A 24613-nucleotide genomic window follows, 5' to 3' on the forward strand; every position below is an offset into this window, starting at 1 on the left:
GTGACGGGTAACAAAAAACCCCGTTAGACGGGGTTGTATCTCTTATTTCACTTCTCCTTCAACCCACTTTTTAAATACGGCAATTTCTTCAGCTGAAAGCTTTGATTTTTTGAACGGCATAAACCCTTTTTCACCCGGGTTTAATTCTACACGACGAACGATATCCTGGGCAACTGCTTTTACACTGTCGTAATTATCGAATGGCTTTTTCTTTCCACCTTCTGCAGGCAAATGACAGGGGGCGCACTTTGCAGCGATCAACGGTTTTACACTGCTTTCGTACATCGCAACATGAGCCGCTTGTTTTTTGCTTGCCAAGGTAGCAGCAGATTTTCGTGAACAGGAGAAAATGATAAGTGCAAATGATAAGCACAGTGAGGTCAGTAAAATAAATTTCTTCATTGATGGCTGTTTGGCTAAAACTAATGATTTTCTTTTCACGACAAACAACCAATTATCACTAAATTCCAGGCAGTAAAAAATAACAGGGTTTACTTGCGCAGCAGCTTATATATCTTGATTGCGCTCATCAACAGGGCAACAAACAACAACAGTCCCAGCACACCCCACAGCGCACTAAGGTTTTGTTTCACCACTACCAGCATTACAACAGCTACTAAAAAAATCGTTGCAACTTCATTCCATATACGGAGTTGCTGTGAAGTGTAGTTAAATACTCCTGCTGTTTGCTGCTTGAAAATCTTATGTAAGGAGAAATGATAGAGATATAAGAAAAGAACAAAGATGAGTTTGATGAGCATCCATCTTCCTGCGGGGTCAAATACAGTTTTAGAATAACCGCTTTCAAACAAAACCCATGTACCAAAGATGAGCGTTAGAATTGCTGACGGCCACGTAATGCCATACCACAAACGTTTCATCATAATACCAAACTGTTCCTGTAATACTTTGCGGCTTGTTTCATCTTTTGTATTTGCTTCCACATTGTAAATAAAAAGCCTGGGCATATAGAATAAACCCGCAAACCAGGTAACGATGAAGATGATATGGATGGCTTTAATGTATAAATACATGTTGTGAATGTTCAATGGTGAATGGTGAATAAATCACCGCACACTGTTCAAACCCGTTTAATATAAAGATGTAACTATTTACTTTAACCTATTTCATTCAAGGCATATTACTCACCACTAACCGTTCACCTCATCACAACACCATCTCCCTCTCTCCCTTCGCCACTCCTTCCACATAGTTTGCAATCGCTTCCACCCACAACGGATGCACATTCATACAAGGAATCATGGTATAGGTTTCACCGCCTGCTTCTTCAAACGTTTCTTTTCCACGTTCTGCAATTTCTTCCAGTGTTTCCAAACAATCACTTACAAATGCCGGGCAAAGGATCAATAATTTTTTGATGCCTTCTTTTGGCATATCACGCAAACGATAATCGGTGTAAGGTGTTAACCATTGTTCACCTGCTAATCTCGATTGAAACGATAAACTGTATTTATCTTTTGTCAACCCAAGTTTTGCAGCGATCAGTTCTGTTGTTACAAAACATTGATGCCGGTAACAGGTTGCATGCGCCGTTGAAGCGACATTACAACAATCGCCTGTTTTTAAACAATGACTTTTTGTAGGATCTGATTTTTTTAAATGACTTTCAGGAATACCGTGATAACTGAACAGAATATGATCGTACTCCTGTTCAAGGTATGGGCGAATATTTTCAGCCATCGCCGTGATATAATGCTCTTCATTATAATAAGGCTTAATAAAACTCAGCTTAAAAGAGTACTTATTTTTTGCATGGATCTCTTTTGCACTTTCAACCGCAGTTTCGTAACTACTCATGGCATAATGCGGATACAATGGCACAGCTATCACTTCATCCAGATCAGGATTTTGTTCCAGCAGTCGATCCAATGCATATTTCACAGTAGGGTTACCGTAACGCATGGCTATTTCAACCGGCATATCAACTTCTTTATCCAACGCATCACGAAGTTGCTTTGTAAGCACAATCAATGGTGAGCCTTCTTTTGTCCAGATGGTGCTGTACGCTTCAGCCGATTTCGGCGCACGGAATCGTGTAATAATTCCCTTCACCAATAACAAGCGTAACAGGTAAGGATAATCGATCACACGCTCATCCATCAAAAATTCATTCAAATAACGACGAACATCTTTTACTTCGGTTGAATCAGGCGAACCAAGATTCATTAAAAGGATTCCTTTGCGTGTTGCTTTTTCCATGTGCATTTTTACTGGTTTGCAAAAGTAACGGCATTACAAAACAAAAGTTCATTTTCCAAAGAAATCTGCATCAACTGTAGTATTTAAAAGATGAACTGTAGTGTTTTTGCTACAAATAATTTGTTGACAACAAACAGCTGTTATCATGATAAAAATCAATGGGTAATATGACATTGCAATGACAGATTTTTTAGGTTCATAGTGCCGTCTGCAACTACATTTGCGCTGTAGAATTTCTTACGATTAACACATGCACAGAACAGGCGCAAAAGACATATCAAAATTTTTTATTGCGGGTATCAACTATCGCAAAACAGATGCATTGATCAGGGGGCAGTTCGCCGTAAATCCGGAACAATACAATGCTATCCTGCAACTCGCACCTGATTTTGCTGTGCATGAATTCTTTTTGATCTCTACCTGTAACCGTACAGAGATCTATGGTTTTGCTGACGAGGCTGATCAACTCATTCGCCTGCTTTGCACACAAACCGATGGAACGGTTGAACAATTCAGACAACTTTCTTACATCAAACAAGGACAGGAAGCAATCAATCATCTTTTTACTGTAGGTGGTGGATTGGATTCTCAGATATTAGGCGATTACGAAATTGTTGGCCAGATCAAACAAGCTGCAAAGCTGGCTAAACAACACGATCGTATTGATGCATTTACTGAGCGTTTGGTGAACTGCATGTTGCAATCATCAAAAGCCATTAAGAATAATACAGCCTTAAGCGATGGTACTGTTTCTGTTTCTTTTGCAGCAGTGCAATACATCCGTAAGCACGTTAAAGCGATCAAGAATAAAAAAATATTATTGCTCGGTACCGGTAAGTTTGGACGCAACACCTGCAAAAACTTAGTGGATTATCTCGGTACAAAAAATATTACGCTTATCAACCGTACGGAAGAGAAAGCAACAACTTTGGCGCACGAGCTTGGTTTATCATCTGCACCTTTAAATGAATTGGCTGACCATATTAAGCTGGCTGATGTTATTCTTGTAGCAACAAATGCTACAGAACCAACAATTTTAAAATCGCATCTTGAAGGATTGAATCATAAACTTATTATTGATCTTTCTATTCCGCATAACGTTGAGCAATCAGCAAAAGAATTGCACCATATTACGCTTGTAAATGTGGATGAATTATCGAAGCTGAAAGACGAGACACTGGCCATGCGTGAAGCAGAAGTGCCTAAAGCAAAAGCCATCATTTCAGAACATATTGCAGAATTTATCGACTGGTATCAGATGCGCAAACATGTGCCTGTATTAAAAGCGGTAAAAACAAAGCTGAAAGAAATACATACTTCCCCATTATACATAACTTTGCAACCGCATCATACAGCCTGCACCACGACCGATGAAAAAATTCAACGGGTGATCAATGGCATGGCGTCAAAAATGAAGGAGCAAAACCAGCGTGGCTGTTATTATATTGAAGCCATCAATGAGTTTATTGCTACGGGCACAGACTAAAATGGGACAAATCATCCGCATTGGAACAAGAGAAAGTCAATTAGCAGTATGGCAGGCAACACAGGTAAAAGAATTGCTTGCCCAACATGGTTTTACTGCCGAATTAGTTTACATCAAAAGTGAAGGCGATATCGATTTAAAAACTCCCTTATATGAAATGGGTGTGCAGGGCATTTTCACAAGAAGCCTTGACCTTGCGTTACTCAACAACACAATTGATATTGCGGTACACTCCATGAAAGATGTGCCAACGCATTTACCAAAGGGAATCATACAAGCTGCGGTATTACCAAGAGGACCCGTGAAAGATCTGTTGGTGTGGAAAGGAGAATGGTCAATGCTGAATGGTGAATGGACCATACCAGGAAAAGCAGAACTACAAATAGCAACAAGCAGCATCAGAAGAAAAGCACAATGGCTTAATAAATTTCCATCATCACAAATTCATAACCTGCGTGGTAATGTAAATACACGTTTGCGCAAGTTGAAAGAAGAAGATTGGGATGGAGCCATTTTTGCCGCCGCAGGATTGGAACGCATCAATCTTCGTCCGGAAAATTCTATTGAACTCGATTGGATGTTACCTGCACCTGCACAAGGAGCCATCATGGTTGTTTGTCGTGAAGAAGATAGTTATGCGTTGGATGCATGCGTTCATTTTAATGATGCTGATACCGACTTCTGCACAAAGATCGAACGTGATTTCCTGCGTGCATTAATGGGCGGTTGTTCTACTCCCATCAGCGCTTATGCAGAAATGAAAGATGATGAAGTTCATTTTAAAGGAAATATTTTATCGCTCAATGGAAAACAAAAAGCTGAATTTGAAATTACCATGCCTGTTTGGGAAGCAACAGACATGGGTTCTTATGCAGCAGAACAAATTTTGAATCACGGTGGACAAGTCATCGCAGACAGTATTCAGCATGCAGGAAAGTAATATTCAAATATTATCTACACGGCCATTGAGTAAATCATTGGTACAAGAAGCGAAAACTATTGGTATTTCGATTGATGAATTGTCGTTTATTGACACAGAATCTATACTGGACATCGCCACGCAGCAGGAAATTGAACAGGCCTATCTGCAATCTACAACTGTTGTATTCACCAGTATGAATGCAGTTGATGCAGTTGTTGCCTGGCAGGATGGACAACTACCTGATTGGGTGATCTATTGTATGGGCAACACCACCAAACAAAAGCTGAAAGAAAATTTCGGCGATCATAGTGTAGTGGGTACGGCCAATAATGCTGCAGAACTTGCTGAGCTAATTGCAGAAGAAAGTGATGCAGATGAAGTGATCTTCTTTTGTGGTGAGCAACGCAGAGATGAATTGCCAGCTATTCTCCGCAGCAAAGGAATAGAAGTACAGGAGATCATTGTGTACGAAACAATTCACACACCACACAAGGTCAGCAAAGACTATCATGCTATTTTATTTTACAGTCCAAGTGCGGTGAGCAGTTTTTTCAGCAACAATAAAGTACCTGCGCAAACAATTTTGTTTGCCATTGGTAATACTACAGCAAAAACTATCCAACAATATTGTAATAATACCATCATCATCGGCAAATCACCCGGCAAAGAAGAACTGGTAAGGCAGGCGATGGAATATTTCTCTTGATATAGGATGGTGGATGTCTGATTTATGATTTGCAAACAGATCGCTTCAGACATCAGACATCATATATCCTAAATCAGACATTAATTTATGCTTAAGAACGATTTATTATTAAAAGCACTCAGAGGAGAAACTGTAGAACGTCCTCCCGTATGGATGATGCGCCAGGCAGGAAGATATTTACCTGATTACATAAAGCTGCGGGAGAAATATGATTTCTTTACCCGTTGCCAAACACCGGAGCTTGCAACGGAGATTACCTTACAACCGGTTGACCAGGTTGGTGTGGATGCAGCAATTATCTTCAGTGATATTCTTGTAATACCACAAGCAATGGGTGTTGAAGTATTGATGGAAGAAGGTAAAGGACCATCATTGCCGAAAACAATTGCTACGCAAAAAGATATTGATGCATTGATCACCACTGGTGCAGAAGAAAGTTTGAAGTATGTGTATGATGCGTTGGCTTTAACCAAAAGAGAATTAAATGGGCGTGTACCCTTGATTGGTTTTGCAGGTGCACCGTGGACCATTCTTTGTTATATGGTGGAAGGAAAAGGAAGCAAGACTTGGGATAAAGCAAAACAGTTTGCATACACTCAACCTGCAATGGCACACCAACTTTTGCAAAAGATCACTGACATTACCATTGTCTATTTAAAGAACCAGGTGAAAGCAGGTGCAGATACTGTACAGGTATTTGATAGCTGGGCAGGTTCTTTATCACCAGCCGATTTTAAATTATATGCTCAGCCTTATTTATTCCAGATCGCAGAGGCATTGAAAGATGATGCGCCGGTGATCTTATTTCCGAAAGGAACCTGGCATGCGTTGAAAGAGATCAGTGAAAGTGCTGCAAGCGGTGTGGGTATCGATTGGTGCATTACACCACAAATGGCAAGAGAGTTTACACAGAATAAGATTACGATTCAAGGTAACTTTGATCCTGCAAAATTGCTGGCTCCAATTCCTGAGATCAAGAAGGCTGTGAAAGAAATGATTGATGCATTTGGCACACAACGATACATTGCTAATCTTGGTCACGGTATTACACCGAATGTACCTGTGGATCATGCAAGAGCATTTGTCGATGCAGTGAAAGAATACAAATAATGAATGATGAGAGATGAGTAATCAGAATCTTCTCATCTCTCATCACTGATTACTCATCATATGGACGTTAAAGAAACCTGGATATCATTCATTCACGATTTGCAGAACCGCATCTGCACTGCATTGGAGCAAAGCGATGGCAAAGCAACTTTTGTAGAAGATGCATGGGAACGCCCCGAAGGTGGTGGTGGCAAAACACGTGTGATCGCTAATGGAAATGTAATTGAGAAGGGTGGTGTCAATACATCTATCGTGTTTGGTGATGTTACTGATGCAATGAGAACACAACTCAAGATCAACGGAGCAAAATGGTTTGCCTGTGGTTTGAGTTTGGTGATTCATCCCATCAATCCATTTGTACCAACAGTACATTGTAATTACCGCATGTTCGAGTTGTATAATGAAAACGATGAAGTGATCGACAGGTGGTTTGGTGGTGGTACCGATCTGACTCCTTATTATTTATTTGAAGAAGACGCAAAGCATTTTCATCAGACCTACAAAAATGCATGCGATGCATTTGACGTGTCGTTCTATCCTAAGTTCAAAAAAGAATGTGATAACTATTTTGTGAACTGGCATCGCAATGCTGAACGCAGAGGTATTGGTGGTATCTTCTACGATTACCAAAGAGCAACTGAACAACAAGATGTAACTTTCTGGATCGAGTTTGCGAAGAAATGCGGCAATGCATTTATTGATGCGTACATTCCCATCGTTGAAAAAAGAAAGCACACAACGTATACAGCGGAAAATAAACACTGGCAGGAAATACGCAGAGGAAGATATGTTGAGTTTAACTTAGTACACGATCGTGGTACACTGTTCGGTTTAAAAACCAACGGACGTATTGAAAGTATTTTGATGAGCTTACCTCCTACTGTCCGGTTTGAATATAATTATCAACCTGCGTTTGGTAGTGAAGAATATAAATTGCAGGAAGCTTGTCTGCATCCGAGAGAATGGCTGAATGAAATAAGTGAAGAAGAAAGAATTGCGTGGGCAAAGCGATCGAATTCATGTTAACAGATTAAACTCGTTCTATGTATTTACAAAGAAGAAACAGAATCACCCGTCAATCATCTGCTATCAGAAGCATGGTGAGTGAAACGATTCTTACACCAAACGACTTTATCGTTCCGCTTTTCATTGACGAAGGCGAGAATGTAAGAACAGAGATCGCTTCTATGCCCGGCTACTACCGCAACAGTTTAGATGTAACGGTGAAGGAAGTGAAAGATCTATGGAGTATGGGTTTAAAAAGTGTATTGCTCTTTGTAAAATCAAAAGACGAATTAAAAGATAACACCGGTAAAGAAGCATGGAACAAAGATGGACTGATGCAACGCAGCATCAAAGCCATTAAAGATGCTGTACCGGAAATATATGTAATGACAGATGTCGCATTAGATCCTTATTCTTCTTATGGACATGACGGTATTGTGAAAGATGGACAGATCGTAAATGACGAAACTGTTGAAGCCTTGGTGAAGATGAGTATCAGTCATGCAGAAGCAGGTGCTGATATGGTTGCACCAAGTGATATGATGGATGGAAGAATCGGTGCTATCAGAAAGGGTTTGGAAGAAAATAATTTCATCAACACCGGCATCATGAGCTACAGTGCAAAATATGCATCATGCTTCTATGGACCTTTCCGTGATGCACTCGATAGTGCACCCGGCTTTGGTGATAAGAAAACATACCAGATGGATTATTCCAATAGAATTGAAGCCATCAAAGAAACGTTGATGGATGTAGAAGAAGGTGCAGACATTGTAATGGTAAAACCTGCATTAAGTTATTTAGATATCATTCGTGAGGTGAAGAACGCTGTGGATGTTCCGGTGAGTGCATATAACATCAGCGGTGAATATGCCATGATCAAAGCAGCAGCAGAAAAAGGCTGGATCAATGAAGACAAAGCGATCATGGAAGTATTGACTTCGATCAAACGTGCAGGTGCTGATTTGATCGCTACCTATTTTGCGAAAGATTTTATTAGAATTACTGGCCAGTAAGGCAAAACATAAAGAGATGTACGAAAAAAGCAAAGAACTATTCGAACGGGCACAGAAAAGTATTCCTGGTGGAGTGAATTCCCCGGTACGTGCATTTAAAAGTGTAGGCGGCACGCCGCTCTTCATGCAAAAAGCAAAAGGTGCTTACATGTATGATGCAGATGGCAATCAATACATCGATTACATTGCTTCGTGGGGACCAATGATTCTTGGTCATGCACATGAACCAATTGTAAAAGCTATCCAGGAAAAAGCACTTGATTCAACTTCATTCGGTGCACCAACTGAATTGGAAATTGAAATGGCCGAACTCATTTTGAGTATGGTGCCGAATGTGGATATGATCCGCATGGTAAGTAGCGGCACAGAAGCTTGTATGAGTGCTGTTCGTTTGGCAAGAGGTTTTACAGGAAGAAATAAGATCATCAAGTTTGAAGGACATTATCACGGTCATGCAGATTCATTTTTAGTGAAAGCAGGAAGTGGCGTTGCGACGTTTAACATTCAAATAGTGCCTGGTGTAACAGCGGGTGTAGCAAAAGATACATTAACTGCTGCTTACAATGATCTCGATGCAGTAAAGAAATTAGCAGAAGACCATAAAGGAGAAATTGCAGCCATCATCGTTGAACCTGTTGCAGGCAACATGGGTTGCATTTTACCACAAGCTGGTTTTCATGAAGGTTTGCGCAAGTTGTGTGATGAAGAAGGAATCGTTTTCATTTTTGATGAAGTGATGACCGGCTTCCGTTTAGCACCCGGTGGTGCACAGGAACGTCTCGGCATTAAAGCAGACTTGGTTACTTATGGAAAAGTAATTGGTGGCGGCATGCCTGTTGGTGCATTTGGCGGCAAAAAAGAAATTATGCAGCACATTGCTCCGTTGGGAAATGTGTACCAGGCAGGAACATTAAGTGGTAATCCTATTGCGATGATCGCAGGCTTTACATTGCTGACTGAGTTAAAGAACAACCCTTCCATCTATAAAGAGCTTGAAGAAAAAACCATTTACTTACGTGATGGCTTGAACGAAGTATTGAAAGCTTGGAGGCAACCATATATCATCAATCAGCTTGGTTCAATGATCAGCGTGCATTTCAGTGAACATGCAGTTACAGATTTTGCAACAGCAGCATCTGCAAATAACGAGTTATTCAAAAAGTATTTTCATGCAATGTTGAAGCGTGGAGTTTATTTACCTCCTTCTGCATTTGAAAGCTGGTTCCTCAACAACGCTTTGACGTATGAAGATCTCGATAAGACTATTGCTGCAACAAAAGAAAGTTTACAGGAGCTATAAACAATAAAGCGACCCGCCTCGGCGGGTCACTTTATTTATGCTACTTTTTCATCACCTGTTAATGCAACAACAGGTTCTTCTTTTTTGTTTTTCGTTTTCTTCTTCATCTTGTTCAGCCAGATCATTGTACCTGTGATCGGCAAACTCGTTGCGATCAGGCAAGCAAGGAAATAAAGAATCTTCGTAAACGTACCATATACATTTCCAACGTGAATGGCCTTGATAGAACCAGCCACTCGTTCATTAAAAGGTTTCTTCTTAAAAATATCCAGCTTCACCACTTTCCCATTCTTTGGATCCATGGTAATTCTGTCGCCCGCAGCAGGAGCAAAGAAGCCCAGCTTTGTTTTTGTGATCATTGTTTTTGCATCTGCATCGGCAGGTAATGTGATCACATAATTTCCATTATACGCTAATAATTTATCCGCTTCTTTTACATAATCAGCAATTGATAACTGGACAGTAGCTAACGCTGTTGTATCTGCTGCAACTTCTTTCTTTCCTTCGCCTTCTTTGCGTTCGCTTTTTGCTTGTCCTTCTTTACGCTCTCCTCCTTTTCCTGCTTCAACTGGTTTGTATGTGCCCAGTGTTTTCTGTAATCCTTTTCTATACCATTCAAACGACCATTGCGGACCGGTCAATCCCATCAACAATAAAAAGATCAATGAATAAAATGCAAGACTGTTATGCAAGTCATGATTCACACGTTTCCATCCGGCATTCCATTTTATTTTTAATCCTTGTCGCCAATGTTTTACTTTTTGTGGAAACCAGATGATCAAACCTGTAATACATCCCAGAGTAAAAATGATCGTTGCCCAACCTGTGATCATACTTCCCAGCTTCCTGTTTTCCAAACCATCGATGATAGGTTTCTTCACTTTATCCAATAACAACCAACGATGTAAACTGAACATCGTTCCCATAAATTCTTTGGTACCATTCTTTTCTTTGGAGTTGCCAACGATAGCGCCTGTGTATGGATTCACCATATAGGTTGTGCCACCTCTCGCTGTGCTGTCTTCCTTCTTCTTTACATTGAATTGATAAGTTCGGTTTAACTCTGCAGGAATCGTCACACTTGCAATAGTGCCGCCTGTTTCCTGTTTTACTTTTTCTAATAGCGAATCAACAGGAATACGTTCTTTACCTGTAACAGGTTGCACTTTGTATAAATGCGGCGCAGCTTTTTCAGTAAGCTCCGTATTAAAAACATATACTGTTCCGCTAAAACAAACAGCAATTACAATTAATGCACTGCTGAGTCCCAACCAGAGATGTATGTCATTAAACAACTTTCTTATTCTTTGCCACCTGGTTTTTTGTGTGGTTATTTTGGCCATTTTAATCTCTATTATCTTCTTTTACGATTTGTTTAGTATGTCAAAAAGGGATCGCATTGCTACGAGTCCCTTTTTGACGTCTTTTATTTATTTTTCCTGCTTAGAATTTGTAAGAAACAGTTGCTACAAAATTACGTGGCGGAATCGGGTTGATGCTATAATTCTCATGCACGTAATAATTATATGTATTAGTGATATTCGCAAGCTTAGCAAGTACCGATACTTTTTTATAAGTGTAGCCAACACTTGCATCAATTGTATTGAAACCGTTGATGCCAAAACTTCTGTTCAAGATGCTGCCGTTTGCCTGGTATGTGTCGTTCCAACCCACAACACGGTCGCCAATATAGTTATACACGAATCCAAATTTCAAACTCTTCAATGTTCCTTTTCCAACAGTGTAAAAAGCGGATGCATTGGCTGTGTGTTGAGGTGTGTTTACCAAACGCTGACCTTCCACAAAACTTCCGTTTCCTTTGTTGGTTTTGTTGTAGTACATATGATTATAGCTGTAACCCGCTACAACAAACAATCCTTCAACGGGGCGACCCTGGATATCCACTTCAATACCTTGACTGATCGTTTGTCCGCTCAATTGTTTAATGGCTGTATTTGTATTTGGATTACCGTTTGCATCTTCCAATGCTATCACAGGAAAGTTGTTATTGATGATCTGGTAAAGCGTAAGGTTTGCACTCAGCTTTCTTTCAAAGAAATCATTTTTGATACCCAGCTCAAACTGATCAATGATTGAAGGTTTTAATGGATTGAAAAAAATATCCGTACCTGTGTTAGGTGTAAACGAGTTTGCATAACTCGCAAACAACGACATCTTTTCAGTTGGCTGATAGACCAATCCCACTCTTGGAGAAAAAGCCTTATCAATTTGTGCTTTAGTATAAGCTACTGAATCATTTTTCAACAGGTAAGTTGTTTTTGTTGGATCTGTATGTTGGTAAGACCAACGAACCCCGGCAAGCAATTTCAATTTCTTTGTAATAGCAACCAAGTCCTGCACATAAACACCAAAACGTGTTACAGGTATTTCTGCACGTGTGCTCCATACTGCATTTGGAATATCTGTTCGTTGAACAAATTTCGAAGGATCTAAAATATTAATTGTGTCGTAAATAGTTCCTGTGATAGCAGATGCAAGGTTTGCTGTTTGATACTGATCTGCGTCAATACCTGCAAGCAGTTTATGGTACATTCCGCCGGTTTTAAATTCACCGGTTAAATTCACCTGTGCTGCATAGTAATCTTCTTTGTTATCGAACTTACCAAGCGGACGCTTCCATTTTCCTGTAGGATCGGCCTGTATTCTTTCAACTGAATAATAATCTCTGTGGTAAAATGCTTTTGATACACCTCCACTCAACTGCCAATCGCTGTTAAAACGATGTTCAACTTCGGAACCAACTGTAGATTGAATTGTGTGCGTATACTGCCAATTAGTACCCATAAATCTTGAGCGGGGTACATCAGCTATTTGTTTACCTACATTGGTAGAAGACGTTGTGCCAATCGTTCCGATACCAAAGTCAGGAGTAAAATCATGCTTCAAATAATCACCCTGTACAATTAATGTTGTTTTATCGCCAAGGTTAAACAATAACGAAGGGTTTACATAATAACGTTTTGAGGTTACAGACTCCCTGAAACTGTTAGCTGATTCACAAGTACCGTTAACCCTGAAGGCAATTTTCTTTGACAATGGACCATACACATCGAATGCTGGTTTGTATAAATCAAAACTTCCGGTTCGCATACTCACTTCACCACCAAAATCGAATTTTGGTTTTTTGCTACGCATGTTTACAATACCGCCCGGAGCAACGTTACCATAAAGAATAGCTGCACTTCCTTTTAATACTTCTACACTTTCCAAAGAGCTGACTTCAGGCATTGCACCGCTGTTGATGCGGAAACCATTTTTAAACATGTTGTTATTGCCAAAGCTGTAACCTCTTGCATAAAACGCTTCCTGCGTATTACCACGGGTTGTACCTAAATAAACACCGTTTACATTTTTAATCACATCGCTCAAACGCTGCGCCTGTTGGTTACGAATTACCGGCTCTCCGATAATTGCAACAGCCTGTGGCAGATCCATTGATTTGATGTTCACTTTCCCAACAGAAGTAATTTTTTCATTTGCATTGCTTGATGATCTGATGATGATTTCTTCTAATTCAGTTTCATTTTCAGTTAATACAAAATCTTGGATTGCAGACTCCCCTTTTTTGATTTCTATAACAGCTTCCACTGTTTTCAACCCGGTAAATGAAACAATAAGGGTGTATCGACCTTCAGGAACAGAATAAAAGAAATATTCACCGGCATCGTTGGTGATGGTTCCCTTATTGGTTTCCTTCATGATAATATTCACAAAACCGGCAGGTTTTCCATCCTTTGTACGTACAATACCCTTTACTATGGGAGCAGGAGTAGGATTTGTCACCAAAGTGTGGTTTGCAGCACCTGTATTATTTAAATTATTTTGAGCTGATACTGATAAACTGATAAGTCCGAGACTAAGCGTTAGTAATGTCCGATTCATAATTCACATTTTATTCGGATGCAAATTTCACTTATCAACACCCATTTCATTTACACAATGAGGAAAAGCGTTTACGCAATACGAAAACAACGAGTTAGAAACCTTTTGAACAAAATGGCATAAAAAAAACTTCACAATAAGGTGAAGTTTTTTTGATAATCTGTTCCAGTTTAGAATTTTGCTCCAACGCTGACGAAGAACGTCCTTCCATCTGCCGGCATTGCACCCGGACCCGGATAGCCGCCCGCCCTGCGTGTGAAATATTTTTCGTTTGTGAAATTATTAATACCTGCTTTGATATTTAGATTTTTATTGAAGCGATAAGACGCCGTTAAATCAGTAACAGTATATGCAGGAATAATTCCGTTTTGTGCATTTGCTGTTGGTGCAACTGTATTGTTTGCATCGGCAAATGCATCACTTACATAGCTTACCTGTGTGGTGAAGGAAAATCCTTTGAACGAATAAGTTAAACCACTTCTTACAATATGCTCCGGTGCGTTTTCCACTTTTTTATTCTGCAGATTGCTTTCAACCAACTGGTTGCTGCTGTTCTTTGTTATCACTTTAAAGTTTCCATAACGGGCATCTGTGAAACCATAAGAAACAAACAGGTTAATATCGCCCCATGTTGATTTTTCAGTAATTGCTTTTACCGGGCTGAATTCTACCAAGGCCTCAATTCCTTTGCTTGTGCTGTTGCCCACATTTGTACGATAGTTATAAAAACTTCCATCGGTGCGTTGTTGTACAATGGTGCCGATACGGTTATTGTATTGCAGGTAAAATGCACTTACATCAAAAAATAGATATGAACCAAAACGTCCACGGTAGCCTAAATCAGCATTATACCCCTTCGCATCTTTAATATCCTGGTCCACAACATCGGTTGTGGGTGGCGCTGTTAAATCAGCAAACTGTACAGGGCGGTAAGCTTGTGTAATATTTGCATAGAGTTCGCTCATTGATGTAACATGATATTCTGCTCCTACGCCGGCAAGAACAAATCCACGGCTGCGTTTTTGATTCTGTAACAACACTTCATTTCCGGCACTGAAACCATTTCGTCCGCTTGCTTGTCCGGTAATATATTCATAACGTAACCCGGGGATAATGATCAACTTTTCAGAAATTCTGAAAATGTTTTCTGCATGTAAAGCTGCATTGATCGTATTGAAGTCAATATCTCTTGTCCAGATACCGTCACTCACCCTCATATCATAATCTGTTCCTGTAGTTCCTTTTCCATCAGCTGCATAACGGAGTGTTGTGCCTTTGTATAAACGCCCGCCCAATGAAAATGAGTTGTTCATTTTACCAAGCTTGTAGGCGCCGAGATAACGTACTTCCAATCCATAATTCCTGTAATCATCTTCGTTCAGGTTACGTGCATTGTATTGATTGGTGGTTTTGTTGATGGTATCCTTTACAATTATTCCCGCAGATGGCATAAAGCCAACACTGTTCCTGTCGCCATGTACTGCAAATAACTTTACATTCAAACGTGAATTTTCACTGAATTTATAATTGCTGATTAGTGCGGCAGTTGTCCAGGTAACATCAAACCAGTTCCGGCTTCTGAAACTTTGTTTGATATCTTGTTTCAATTGCGCATCTGTTAATCCACCAGGTTGCTGGCTACGCATGTTGCTGCGCATCAACTCTGCAGTAATCGAAAATTTATCAGTAAAACGATAAGTAAATGTTCCGAAGCCGGAGTTATTATAGTAACGGCTGTTCTGCCTGTATCCATCTGCGTTACGATGGTCAAAGAAACCATAGTAATGATATTTCTTTGTTTCACCACCTACAGCATTATAACTATTAAACAAGCCGTTGCTGCCAATGGTTTGTTGTGTTTCAAACTCAAACGGTTTATTAATCTCACTACCGTTTCGTAAAATATAATTAACCATGCCGCCAAACTGCGGACCGTATTGGAGCGAACCATGCCCTCTTATAATTTCAATCCGTTGAACTGCCTGTAACTGCGGATTGTAGTATGCTTCCGGATAACCGTAAGGATCGGCAGCAATATCATAACCGTTTTGTCTTGTATTAAACTCCCAGCTGCGGTTAGGGCTCAATCCTCTTGCAGCAATACCGATCTGTATACCACTGCCATCACTTTCCCAAATTTGAATACCGGGAATTTTAGCTACCACTTGCCGCATGGTATTGGTAACTACGTTTCCCTGCACATTATCAACTACAATTAATGAGTTCTTCTTACCCGCATTGATATTTACACCAACAATTTCCGGTAAGAAATGTACATCAGCACGGCTGTTACGGCCAACCACTGTTATGTCGGCCAGGTATTTTGTATGGAGACGACTGCTGTCTGTTTTTGTTGAATCCTGTTGAGCTGTTGTTTGTAAAGCTATTATTGCCAGGCAAATTGTGATAATGGTTCTGTTCATGTTCATTTCCAAGTTTAATCGGGGGCAAAGGTGCGTTACAACCATTCAAATCATTTACAGAATAAGGAAAACTGTTTACGCAATACGGAAAGCCTCAGAAAAAAATGAACAGGTATTAGTTTGTTCTGAACAACAATTCACAAGGTTTCAGCCCTGTGTGTTTTTTAAACGCAGTAGAAAAGTGTGAGATAGAGGAATAACCGAGTAATGCACTTACTTCAGTAACGCTTAATCCTTTTTCGTATAAAAGATATTTAGCGTGTTCCATACGTTGGCTTTGATAAAATTCGAAGATTGTAGTTCCGAACATTTCTTTGAACCCTTTTTTCAAATAACATTCGTTGGTACCCACTTTACGGCTCAATTCCTTAATGGTGATGGGCTCGCCAATACGTTGCAATAAAATTTCCCGGGCCTGCAGAATGGTATCTTTTGCGTTATCTGTTGCAAGAAAACGGCAGACAAAACTTTCCTCGGCTTTCTGATCTGTTAAACATTCCAATCCATACAACAGCAATGTTTGCAACTGGCTGTTTACATAAATATTCTCGAGTGCATTACTGTAATTATGCTGTACCAGGTTATCCAATACCGTTCTTATACGGCTGCAAAGATTAACCGTTGTGCTGAACGATTGCTTCTCTTTAAACGCCAGCACACGCTCACTTTTTGTTGTAATAGTTTTACCCTTTACAAACGGAGTAAGGTAGGAAGGAGAAAAACGAAACATGAATACATCGATGGTGGGTTCTGCTATACAATCGGTTGAAGTTTTTTTACAAACCCCGTTTGCGCAGGTTTTGCTGTTGCAATATTTATTGCCGTTGATGCAGAAACGCAGCTCAATGTTTCGCTCCTTTGATTGCTTAGGTTGAGAATTGTACACAAGCACAGCTGTATCTTCCTGTGTAACATGTGGCAGCAATTTGTAGCGATAAATGCCATACTGCACCGAGCCGGGAATTTGCTTTTCCTGCTCATACACCAAGTCCAGCTCATGCGTTAAGAGCGGGTTTCGGTTGGTGAGTGTGAGTAATTCGTTCAACTGCTGCATCGGGTGCAAAGATAGGTCATAAAACAGGGCTACTATCATGGGCTATTGACAGAGTTTTGTCATGTTTTTGGCGTGAAAAAGAACCGATGTTTCGTCTCCTTTTTCAAGAATTCCACTACCTGTTTCAAACCCTTCATTTTCAGTAATAAAATTGTGGATTTCTTGATACAAAATCGGCTTTAAAAATCGCTTCAACCGCCGCCTTTTCCGTACATTTGTCCGAATATATTTTCACCACTCCCAATCAGATTTTTTGAGAATCATTATATGAGCACAGAGTTAACAGACTTACAGGAAAAAGCCATCAGCGCAGCAGCACAAAATGCAGGTTATGGCGCAGATAGTATCCAGGTTTTAGAAGGTTTAGAAGCGGTTCGTAAGCGTCCCGCCATGTACATTGGCGATATCAGTGAAAAAGGTTTGCACCATCTCGTTTATGAGGTTGTCGACAACTCAATTGATGAAGCATTAGCCGGTTACTGTAAAAACATTACGGTTAACATTCATGAAGATAACAGCATCAGTGTGCAGGATGATGGTCGTGGTATCCCCACTGCTATGCATACGAAAGAAAAGCGTTCTGCTCTTGAAGTTGTAATGACGGTGTTGCACGCAGGTGGTAAGTTCGATAAAGGTTCTTACAAAGTATCGGGTGGTTTGCATGGTGTGGGTGTAAGTTGCGTTAACGCACTTTCAACCAAACTGCACGTAACCGTTCAGCGGGAAGGAAAAATATTTGAGCAGGAATATCGCATTGGTGTTCCTCAATACCCTGTTCGTGAATCAGGTGTAAGTGATATTACAGGTACAAGAGTTCATTTTTGGCCCGATACGACCATCTTCACCGCATCTGTTTATAAAAAAGAAATTCTTGAAGCACGTTTACGTGAATTATCATTTTTGAATAAAGGCATCCGCATTATCCTCAACGATCTTCGTGAAGTGGATGAGAACGGTGCAACTTACAGCAGCACATTCTTCAGCGAAGGTGGTATCACTGAATTTGTAGAATTGATCGAGAAGAATGGTAAACGCAGTCCGCTGTTACCACAAGTGATCTACATGGATGGTCATGACCCGGAGAGCAACGTAGCGGTAGAAGTTGCGATGGTGTATAATGATTCGTACAGCGAACATATCTTCTCATATGTAAACAACATCAACACCATTGAAGGAGGTACACACGTAACCGGTTTCCGCAGATCAATTACGAGAGTGTTTACATCTTACGGGAAAAAAGAAGGCTTATTTGAAAAAGCTAAAGTGGATGTTGAAGGAGATGATTTCCGTGAAGGTTTAACTGCTATCATTTCAGTGAAGGTTCCTGAACCACAGTTTGAAGGTCAAACAAAAACCAAGCTCGGTAACAGTGAAGTAAGTGGTATTGTGGAAACATCGGTAAGCCGCACATTGGAAGCTTATCTCGAAGAAAATCCAAGAGAAGCAAAGAATATCGTTCAAAAAATTATTCTTGCAGCGCAGGCAAGGGCAGCAGCCAAGAAAGCACGTGAACTGGTGCAACGTAAAACCGTTTTAAGCGGTGGCGGCTTACCCGGTAAACTTGCAGATTGCTCTGATCGTGATCCTGAGCGTTGCGAATTATATTTAGTCGAAGGTGATTCGGCGGGCGGCACTGCAAAACAAGGCCGTGACCGTAGCTTCCAGGCCATTCTTCCTTTACGTGGTAAAATTTTGAACGTAGAGAAAGCAATGGAGCATAAGATCTACGATAACGAAGAGATCCGCAACATGTTTACAGCGCTTGGTGTAAAGATGGGTACGCCTGAAGATCCAAAAGCATTAGACATCAGCAAGCTTCGTTATCACAAGATCATCATCATGACCGATGCCGATGTGGATGGTAGTCATATCGCCACTTTGATCCTTACCTTCTTCTTCCGTTATATGACGGCGATTGTTGAGCAGGGTTATCTCTATCTCGCTCAGCCACCGTTATACCAGGTAAAGAAAGGAAAGGAAATGGCTTATGCATGGAATGAAGAAGAACGTAAAGCCTATACGATCCAGTTTGGTGGAGGTAAAGAAGATAGTGTGGGTGTGCAGCGTTACAAAGGTTTGGGTGAAATGAATGCCGACCAGTTATGGGAAACAACCATGAACCCGGCCACACGTGCGTTGAAGATGGTTACAATCGAAAGCGCAGCTGAAGCCGACAGGGTATTCAGCATGCTGATGGGCGATGAAGTAGCTCCAAGAAGGGAGTTTATCGAGAGCCACGCCAAGTACGCCAATCTGGACATTTAAGGCGGATTTTTATACAAATCATACGAGCGGCCCGTCAATCCGGGTCGCTTTTTATTGATTTTCAACGTGTAGTGGCTGTGGAAAGCATTTTGAGCCCTTTTTTAGCGAAAATCTGTACTTTAGCCCGAACCGAGAGACGGTAATTATTAACTAACCCCTCATAAAAAAATTTCAATTATGGAATTAACAGCGTATAACGTAAAGACAAAAGAAAAGAACGTTCCTATCCAGAATGCGGTTGTTGAGCGTACAGCTAAAGGTGGATACATTGCTAAAGGTGATGATGGAAAAGGTAACAAACTTACTGCCTTATTAGGCGAAGCAAAAGCTCTGGCCGCAATTGCTGCAGGCACTGCAAAAAAAGGCTGGGATTAATTTTATTCTACCCATAAAAAAAGTCGTTCTGCTTACGTGGAACGACTTTTTTATTTGAGTGCTACTTTTTGTTTTTCTACAATGGAAATCTTCTTGCAATAGCTCTTGTTACATTTTGAATTGATTGCTGGAAGGGATAGTTCCAGTCGGTCTGGTTGGTAAAGCGTGTGCTCCAGACAGTATAACCTTCCTTCACCAAAGCGCTGCTCACAAACATATCACTTGTGCGTGCCATTCCTGTTGGCACACCAATACCCGGCACGGTGCGGTTAAGAATACCACCTACTACATCAACACCCATTGCCACTTCATTACTTAGGATATGGTTCTGTGTTACCTTGGTTGATACAACCGCATCAACACCCAGTATTTTTGAAAGCTCAGCAGGATCCATTTGCCATGATGCGGAATCAGTGATCCCTTTTTCTTCCAATAGTTTCTTTGTGCGTTCTGAACTCTGAAATTGAACTTGTGAATAACGACGAAGGCGGGTATCAACATACTGCACCAGGTCGATGTACAAAGCACGGTTAAGAAAGGTGGAGTTTTTAGCCACCATCTCACTCACTTGTTCAGGCGTTAATTTCTTTGGAATGTTTCCGGTTACTTCTAATTGAGCAGGAAGAATGGCAATGGTGCGGATGTTATATTGCTGCACCCGTTCCATCATTCGTTTTCTTGCGCAAGAGGTAATCAGTAATGAGAGAGAGATCAAGAGTAAAACTTGTTTCATAAAGTTTCGGTTTTTATTGAATAATACAATGTGTCATAGATATTGGAACAATTGCAATACCAAAAATAATAAAGGCTTTCGTTTATGAAAGCCTTTATCAATGAATTAACTTAAAAAAAGTAAAACTACTTGATGAAGCGAATGGTAAACGGATAACGGTACAGTACATCATCAGCTGCTTTTACAGCTGCAATAATGTACAGGATAAGTGAACCGATCCCGATAGCGATCAACAGGAAAAAACCTATAATTAAAAATATCAGCGGTATACAAATGATACAATAAATGAAAATGCTGATCTGAAAATTCAATACTTCTTTCGCATGCTCACCTATATAACGTGATTCATCTTTTTTTACGAGGTAAATAATTAATGCAGGAATAATGGAAAAGAAGATCGATAAAACATGTGTAAGAATAGCAATAGAGCGTTCGTCGCCACTTACCTGTGCGTACCTGATCTCACTTGAATTTGCAAAGTTTTGTTCCATGAATGAAGGTTTAATGTTTAAAAAATGATCGGTTAAAGACGGAAGAAACAGCAACTTTGTACATTTAAAAATAAGAAGAAATTGGGTGGATTAAGAAAAAGTACCCATTTATTCAGTTGGAAGTTTTTCCGCCTGATCCAAATAAGAAAAATTTGTTGATGAGAAGACTTATGCAGTAATGGGTTTTTCCACCACGGCTGCATGCATTCTCGTCAGGAGACGAAGCAATGCTTCCATACCGTTTATGTCACGCACTACGAGCAGGAAGAGTTTGCCCGTTTGTTTCAGTTGTGCTTTGTTGAGAGACGTTTGCACAAACTGCATGATACCCTGGAACACTGGTGATTCAAAGTAAGGAGAATCAGGATTATTGATGAAGTAGCAACGCAGCGTTTGTTCTTTCAAGGTCATTTTTTCAAAGCCGAGTTCCACTGCTAACTTTCGGCAACGCACAGTTGTAAACAAATCTTCCACTTGTGGAGGTATCGGACCAAAACGATCAATGAGTTCTTTATGGAATTCAACCAGATCTTCTTCGTTCTCACAATTATCTAATCGGGTATATAAACTTAACCGTTCACCGATACTTTCAACATAAGCATCAGGAATAAGTATTTCAAGATCAGTATCGATCAGACAATCTTTTACATAATTCTCTTGTTCGAGAATTTCATCTTTAAACAGCTCACGGAATTTCGTACGCTTCAATTCACGGATGGCTTCATCCAACACCTTCTGATACATTTCAAACCCGATCTCTGCCATGAAACCACTTTGTTCACCACCCAGCATATTACCCGCACCACGTATATCCAAATCACGCATGGCAATCTGGAAACCGCTTCCCAACTCACTATGCTGTTCTAATGTTTGCAAACGTTTTCTCGAATCGTTTGGTAATGTACTCATAGGTGGAGCCAGCAAATAACAAAATGCTTTCTTGTTACTGCGGCCTACTCGTCCACGCAACTGATGCAGATCACTTAAACCAAACTGGTGTGCATTGTTGATCATGATGGTATTCACATTAGGAATATCAACTCCGCTTTCAACAATGTTCGTGCAAACCAACACATCATATTTTTTGCCGATAAAATCGAAGATGCGCTCTTCAAGATCATGACCTTCCATTTGTCCGTGTGCAAAACCAATGCTGAGATCAGGACACAAACGTTGAATGATGGCAGCCATTTCAGCCAACCCTGCAATTCGGTTATGAATAAAGAACACCTGTCCTCCACGTTCTGTTTCAAAGTAAATAGCATCACGGATAAAATCTTCCTGGAACACCTGCACTTCCGTTTGTATCGGCTGGCGGTTTGGTGGCGGTGTATTCATGATACTCAGATCCCTTGCACCCATTAAACTAAACTGCAATGTACGTGGAATAGGTGTTGCCGTTAGTGTAAGTGAATCCACATTCGTTTTTAATGTTTTGATCTTTTCTTTATGACCAACTCCAAATTTCTGTTCCTCATCCACCACCAGCAAACCAAGATCTTTAAACTTTACATCCTTGGCCAACAGCGCATGCGTGCCAACAATGATATCAACTTTTCCTTCCTGTAATTTCTGATAGGTTTCCTTTTTCTCTTTTGCTGATTTGAAACGATTCACATAATCAACCGTAACAGGAAAATCTTTCAATCGCTCCTGGAATGTTTTGTAATGTTGATAGGCAAGAATGGTTGTGGGCACCATGATAGCAGCCTGCTTACCATCGCATACTGTTTTAAAAGCAGCACGTACAGCAATCTCTGTTTTACCAAAGCCCACATCACCACATACCAAACGATCCATGGGTGATGGCGCTTCCATATCTTTTTTTACATCTGCCGTTGCTTTGCTTTGATCGGGCGTGTCTTCGTACATAAACGAAGCTTCCAGTTCTGTTTGCAGATAACTGTCCGGTGTATGTTGAAATCCTTGTTGTGCTTTACGTTGAGCATACAGTTGAATCAAATCGAAAGCAATCTCTTTTACTTTGGTCTTTGTTTTTTCTTTCAGTCGCTGCCATGCATCGCTGCCCAGCTTGTTGATCTTCGGTACACTCCCTTCTTTACCTGTATACTTCGATATCTTATGCAGTGAATTTATGTTCACGTACAAAATATCACTGTCCTTATAGATCAACCTTACTGCTTCCTGCATTACACCATTCACTTCTATCTTTTGCAAACCACTGTATGTACCAACACCATGATCGATATGCGTTACATAATCACCCGGCTGTAATTCTTTTAATGCACGAATGGTTAATGCCTTACTCTTGTTGTATGCCTGCTTGACTTTATATTTATGATAGCGCTGGAAAATTTCATGATCGGTATAGCAAATAATTTTCAGGTCTTCGTCAATAAATCCTTCATGAATAGCTAATGCAATGGGTGTGAAAGGAATCTCTGCTTTCAGATCAGTAAATATGCTGTGCAAGCGTTCGAGTTGCTTAGGATTCTCAGCAAAAATGAATATTTCAAATTTCTTTGTACCCCAACTCTTCAAATCATTAATCAGCAATTCAAACTGCCGGTTGAATGCAGGTTGAAGTTTGGTATGATATTCCAGTTCAAACTTGTTCTTCTCTTCAACAGTATTTAATAAGTGGGGTTCATAACCAAATTCAATGGTATGATGTTGCTGTATCTGTTCTTCAACAATAGCAGCAGTAATAAAATCCTGTTCATTCAGATCGATCTTTTCCAATCGCTCATCATCATCACGTTCCTGTTTTGAAACGGGCAATTTCAAGAACTGCTCCATATCTTCTTCCATAGTAAGCAGTCGTTCTTTCATCACATCAAAATCCTTTACCCATACAATGGTATTATCGGGTAAAAATTCAAACAACGAAACTTTCTCGCCACTTTCAAATTGTGTTTCCACATTGGGAATGATGCTTACCTGCGCCAACCTTCGTTCACTCAACTGTGTTTCGGGATCGAATATGCGGATGCTGTCTACATCATTACCAAACAACTCCAAACGATAAGGCTTTTCGTTACCAAATGAGTAAATATCGAGGATACCACCACGTACTGCAAACTGCCCTGGTTGATATACAAAGTCGGTACGTTCAAAACCCAGATCAACCAGAAAACCCATCATATTATCAACGTCTAATGTGTCGTTGGTTTTAATGAGCAGCATATTGCCTTGTAACTTTTTCGGCAACACAACTTTTTCAAACAACGCATCCGGATATGTAACCAAAGCGCCCACACGTTGACCGGTTGGCATGGAAAATTTCGTCAGCGCTTCCGTACGCAACATTACATGCGAGGAGTTGAGCAAACGAAAATTCTTGGGATGTTTGAATGATGACGGGAAGTAAAAAAGGTTGAGTTCTTTTGTGATACTTTCCAGCGAATTGTGAAAGTATGCGGCTTCTTCTGCATCATTTACGATAAACACATGATTGTACTGCTCCAGCGAAGAATGGTTAAAAACCGAAGCTGCCACGAACTGTGATGAGCTTCCCAACAGGTTCTTGAGATAGATCCGTTGAGTTTGGGAAAAAGAAAGCCTGTCCGCCAATTGAAAAAGGCGGGGATCATCATTAAATTTTTTCTGCAACAACTCAAAATTCACAGGCGGCAAAGATACG

Annotated in this window: 19 protein-coding genes; 9 read left to right on the forward strand and 10 right to left on the reverse strand. The window is 40.4% G+C overall.

The window, feature by feature from the left end; genetic code table 11:
• Positions 1 to 42 precede the first annotated feature (42 nt).
• The 3 genes from WG954_RS02755 to hemH form a co-directional block, all read right to left on the reverse strand.
• Positions 43 to 402, reverse strand: a complete 360-nt coding sequence (locus WG954_RS02755; RefSeq protein ID WP_340433419.1) for a c-type cytochrome — start codon at positions 400 to 402, stop codon at positions 43 to 45.
• Positions 403 to 491: 89 nt separating this feature from the next.
• Positions 492 to 1034 carry a CopD family protein gene (locus WG954_RS02760; RefSeq protein WP_340433420.1) on the reverse strand — a complete coding sequence of 181 codons (543 nt, stop codon included), beginning with the start codon at positions 1032 to 1034 and terminating at the stop codon, positions 492 to 494.
• A gap of 133 nt (positions 1035 to 1167) precedes the next feature.
• Positions 1168 to 2220, reverse strand: a complete 1053-nt coding sequence (gene hemH, locus WG954_RS02765) for a ferrochelatase (RefSeq protein WP_340433421.1) — start codon at positions 2218 to 2220, stop codon at positions 1168 to 1170.
• Positions 2221 to 2470: 250 nt separating this feature from the next.
• Here hemH and hemA point away from each other — a divergent pair, with 250 nt between their 5' ends.
• The 7 genes from hemA (at position 2471) to hemL (ending at position 9765) form a co-directional block, all read left to right on the forward strand.
• Positions 2471 to 3706, forward strand: a complete 1236-nt coding sequence (hemA, locus tag WG954_RS02770; protein WP_340433423.1) for a glutamyl-tRNA reductase — start codon at positions 2471 to 2473, stop codon at positions 3704 to 3706.
• A complete protein-coding gene (gene hemC / locus WG954_RS02775) occupies positions 3678 to 4646 on the forward strand; it encodes a hydroxymethylbilane synthase (RefSeq protein ID WP_340433425.1) in 969 nt (322 codons plus the stop codon). Before hemA ends, hemC begins: the two co-directional genes overlap by 29 nt.
• Positions 4603 to 5334: a uroporphyrinogen-III synthase gene (locus WG954_RS02780; protein WP_340433428.1), complete on the forward strand. Its 732-nt coding sequence runs from the start codon at positions 4603 to 4605 to the stop codon at positions 5332 to 5334. Before hemC ends, WG954_RS02780 begins: the two co-directional genes overlap by 44 nt.
• Positions 5335 to 5421: 87 nt before the next feature.
• Positions 5422 to 6444, forward strand: coding sequence for a uroporphyrinogen decarboxylase (gene hemE, locus WG954_RS02785; RefSeq protein ID WP_340433430.1), 1023 nt, complete (start codon positions 5422 to 5424; stop codon positions 6442 to 6444).
• 60 nt (positions 6445 to 6504) lie between these two features.
• On the forward strand, positions 6505 to 7470 hold the full coding sequence (gene hemF / locus WG954_RS02790) for an oxygen-dependent coproporphyrinogen oxidase (protein ID WP_340433432.1): 966 nt from the start codon (positions 6505 to 6507) through the stop codon (positions 7468 to 7470).
• 17 nt (positions 7471 to 7487) lie between these two features.
• Positions 7488 to 8465 carry a porphobilinogen synthase gene (gene hemB, locus WG954_RS02795; protein ID WP_340433433.1) on the forward strand — a complete coding sequence of 326 codons (978 nt, stop codon included), beginning with the start codon at positions 7488 to 7490 and terminating at the stop codon, positions 8463 to 8465.
• Between the two features lie 16 nt (positions 8466 to 8481).
• On the forward strand, positions 8482 to 9765 hold the full coding sequence (hemL, locus tag WG954_RS02800; protein ID WP_340433436.1) for a glutamate-1-semialdehyde 2,1-aminomutase: 1284 nt from the start codon (positions 8482 to 8484) through the stop codon (positions 9763 to 9765).
• A gap of 35 nt (positions 9766 to 9800) precedes the next feature.
• Here hemL and WG954_RS02805 read toward each other — a convergent pair whose 3' ends face one another.
• The 4 genes from WG954_RS02805 to WG954_RS02820 all read right to left on the reverse strand — a co-directional run bounded on the left by WG954_RS02805 (position 9801) and on the right by WG954_RS02820 (position 17184).
• Complete coding sequence (locus tag WG954_RS02805) at positions 9801 to 11108, reverse strand: PepSY-associated TM helix domain-containing protein (protein WP_340433439.1); 1308 nt, start codon at positions 11106 to 11108, stop codon at positions 9801 to 9803.
• A gap of 100 nt (positions 11109 to 11208) precedes the next feature.
• Positions 11209 to 13668 carry a TonB-dependent siderophore receptor gene (locus WG954_RS02810; protein WP_340433442.1) on the reverse strand — a complete coding sequence of 820 codons (2460 nt, stop codon included), beginning with the start codon at positions 13666 to 13668 and terminating at the stop codon, positions 11209 to 11211.
• Between the two features lie 170 nt (positions 13669 to 13838).
• Positions 13839 to 16091, reverse strand: coding sequence for a TonB-dependent receptor family protein (locus tag WG954_RS02815; protein ID WP_340433445.1), 2253 nt, complete (start codon positions 16089 to 16091; stop codon positions 13839 to 13841).
• 115 nt (positions 16092 to 16206) lie between these two features.
• Positions 16207 to 17184, reverse strand: a complete 978-nt coding sequence (locus WG954_RS02820; RefSeq protein WP_340433447.1) for a helix-turn-helix domain-containing protein — start codon at positions 17182 to 17184, stop codon at positions 16207 to 16209.
• Positions 17185 to 17412: 228 nt separating this feature from the next.
• On the opposite strand from WG954_RS02820, the gene gyrB reads away from it, so the two are divergent.
• Positions 17413 to 19410 (forward strand): DNA topoisomerase (ATP-hydrolyzing) subunit B, encoded by a 1998-nt coding sequence (gene gyrB, locus WG954_RS02825; RefSeq protein ID WP_340433450.1) that lies wholly within the window; start codon positions 17413 to 17415, stop codon positions 19408 to 19410.
• Between the two features lie 177 nt (positions 19411 to 19587).
• Positions 19588 to 19785 (forward strand): hypothetical protein, encoded by a 198-nt coding sequence (locus tag WG954_RS02830; RefSeq protein ID WP_182802350.1) that lies wholly within the window; start codon positions 19588 to 19590, stop codon positions 19783 to 19785.
• A gap of 76 nt (positions 19786 to 19861) precedes the next feature.
• Here WG954_RS02830 and WG954_RS02835 read toward each other — a convergent pair whose 3' ends face one another.
• From WG954_RS02835 to mfd, 3 genes are all read right to left on the reverse strand, one after another.
• Entirely contained in the window at positions 19862 to 20518 is a 657-nt protein-coding gene (locus tag WG954_RS02835; RefSeq protein ID WP_340433453.1) for a hypothetical protein, read from the reverse strand.
• 125 nt (positions 20519 to 20643) lie between these two features.
• The gene (locus WG954_RS02840; protein WP_340433456.1) at positions 20644 to 21009 is read right to left on the reverse strand and encodes a DUF4870 domain-containing protein; all 366 of its coding nucleotides are present in this window, start codon (positions 21007 to 21009) and stop codon (positions 20644 to 20646) included.
• 168 nt (positions 21010 to 21177) lie between these two features.
• Complete coding sequence (gene mfd / locus WG954_RS02845; protein WP_445298464.1) at positions 21178 to 24597, reverse strand: transcription-repair coupling factor; 3420 nt, start codon at positions 24595 to 24597, stop codon at positions 21178 to 21180.
• Positions 24598 to 24613: the final 16 nt, after the last annotated feature.

Origin of the sequence: Lacibacter sp. H375 (assembly GCF_037892425.1) — a bacterium.
GTDB lineage: Bacteria > Bacteroidota > Bacteroidia > Chitinophagales > Chitinophagaceae > Lacibacter.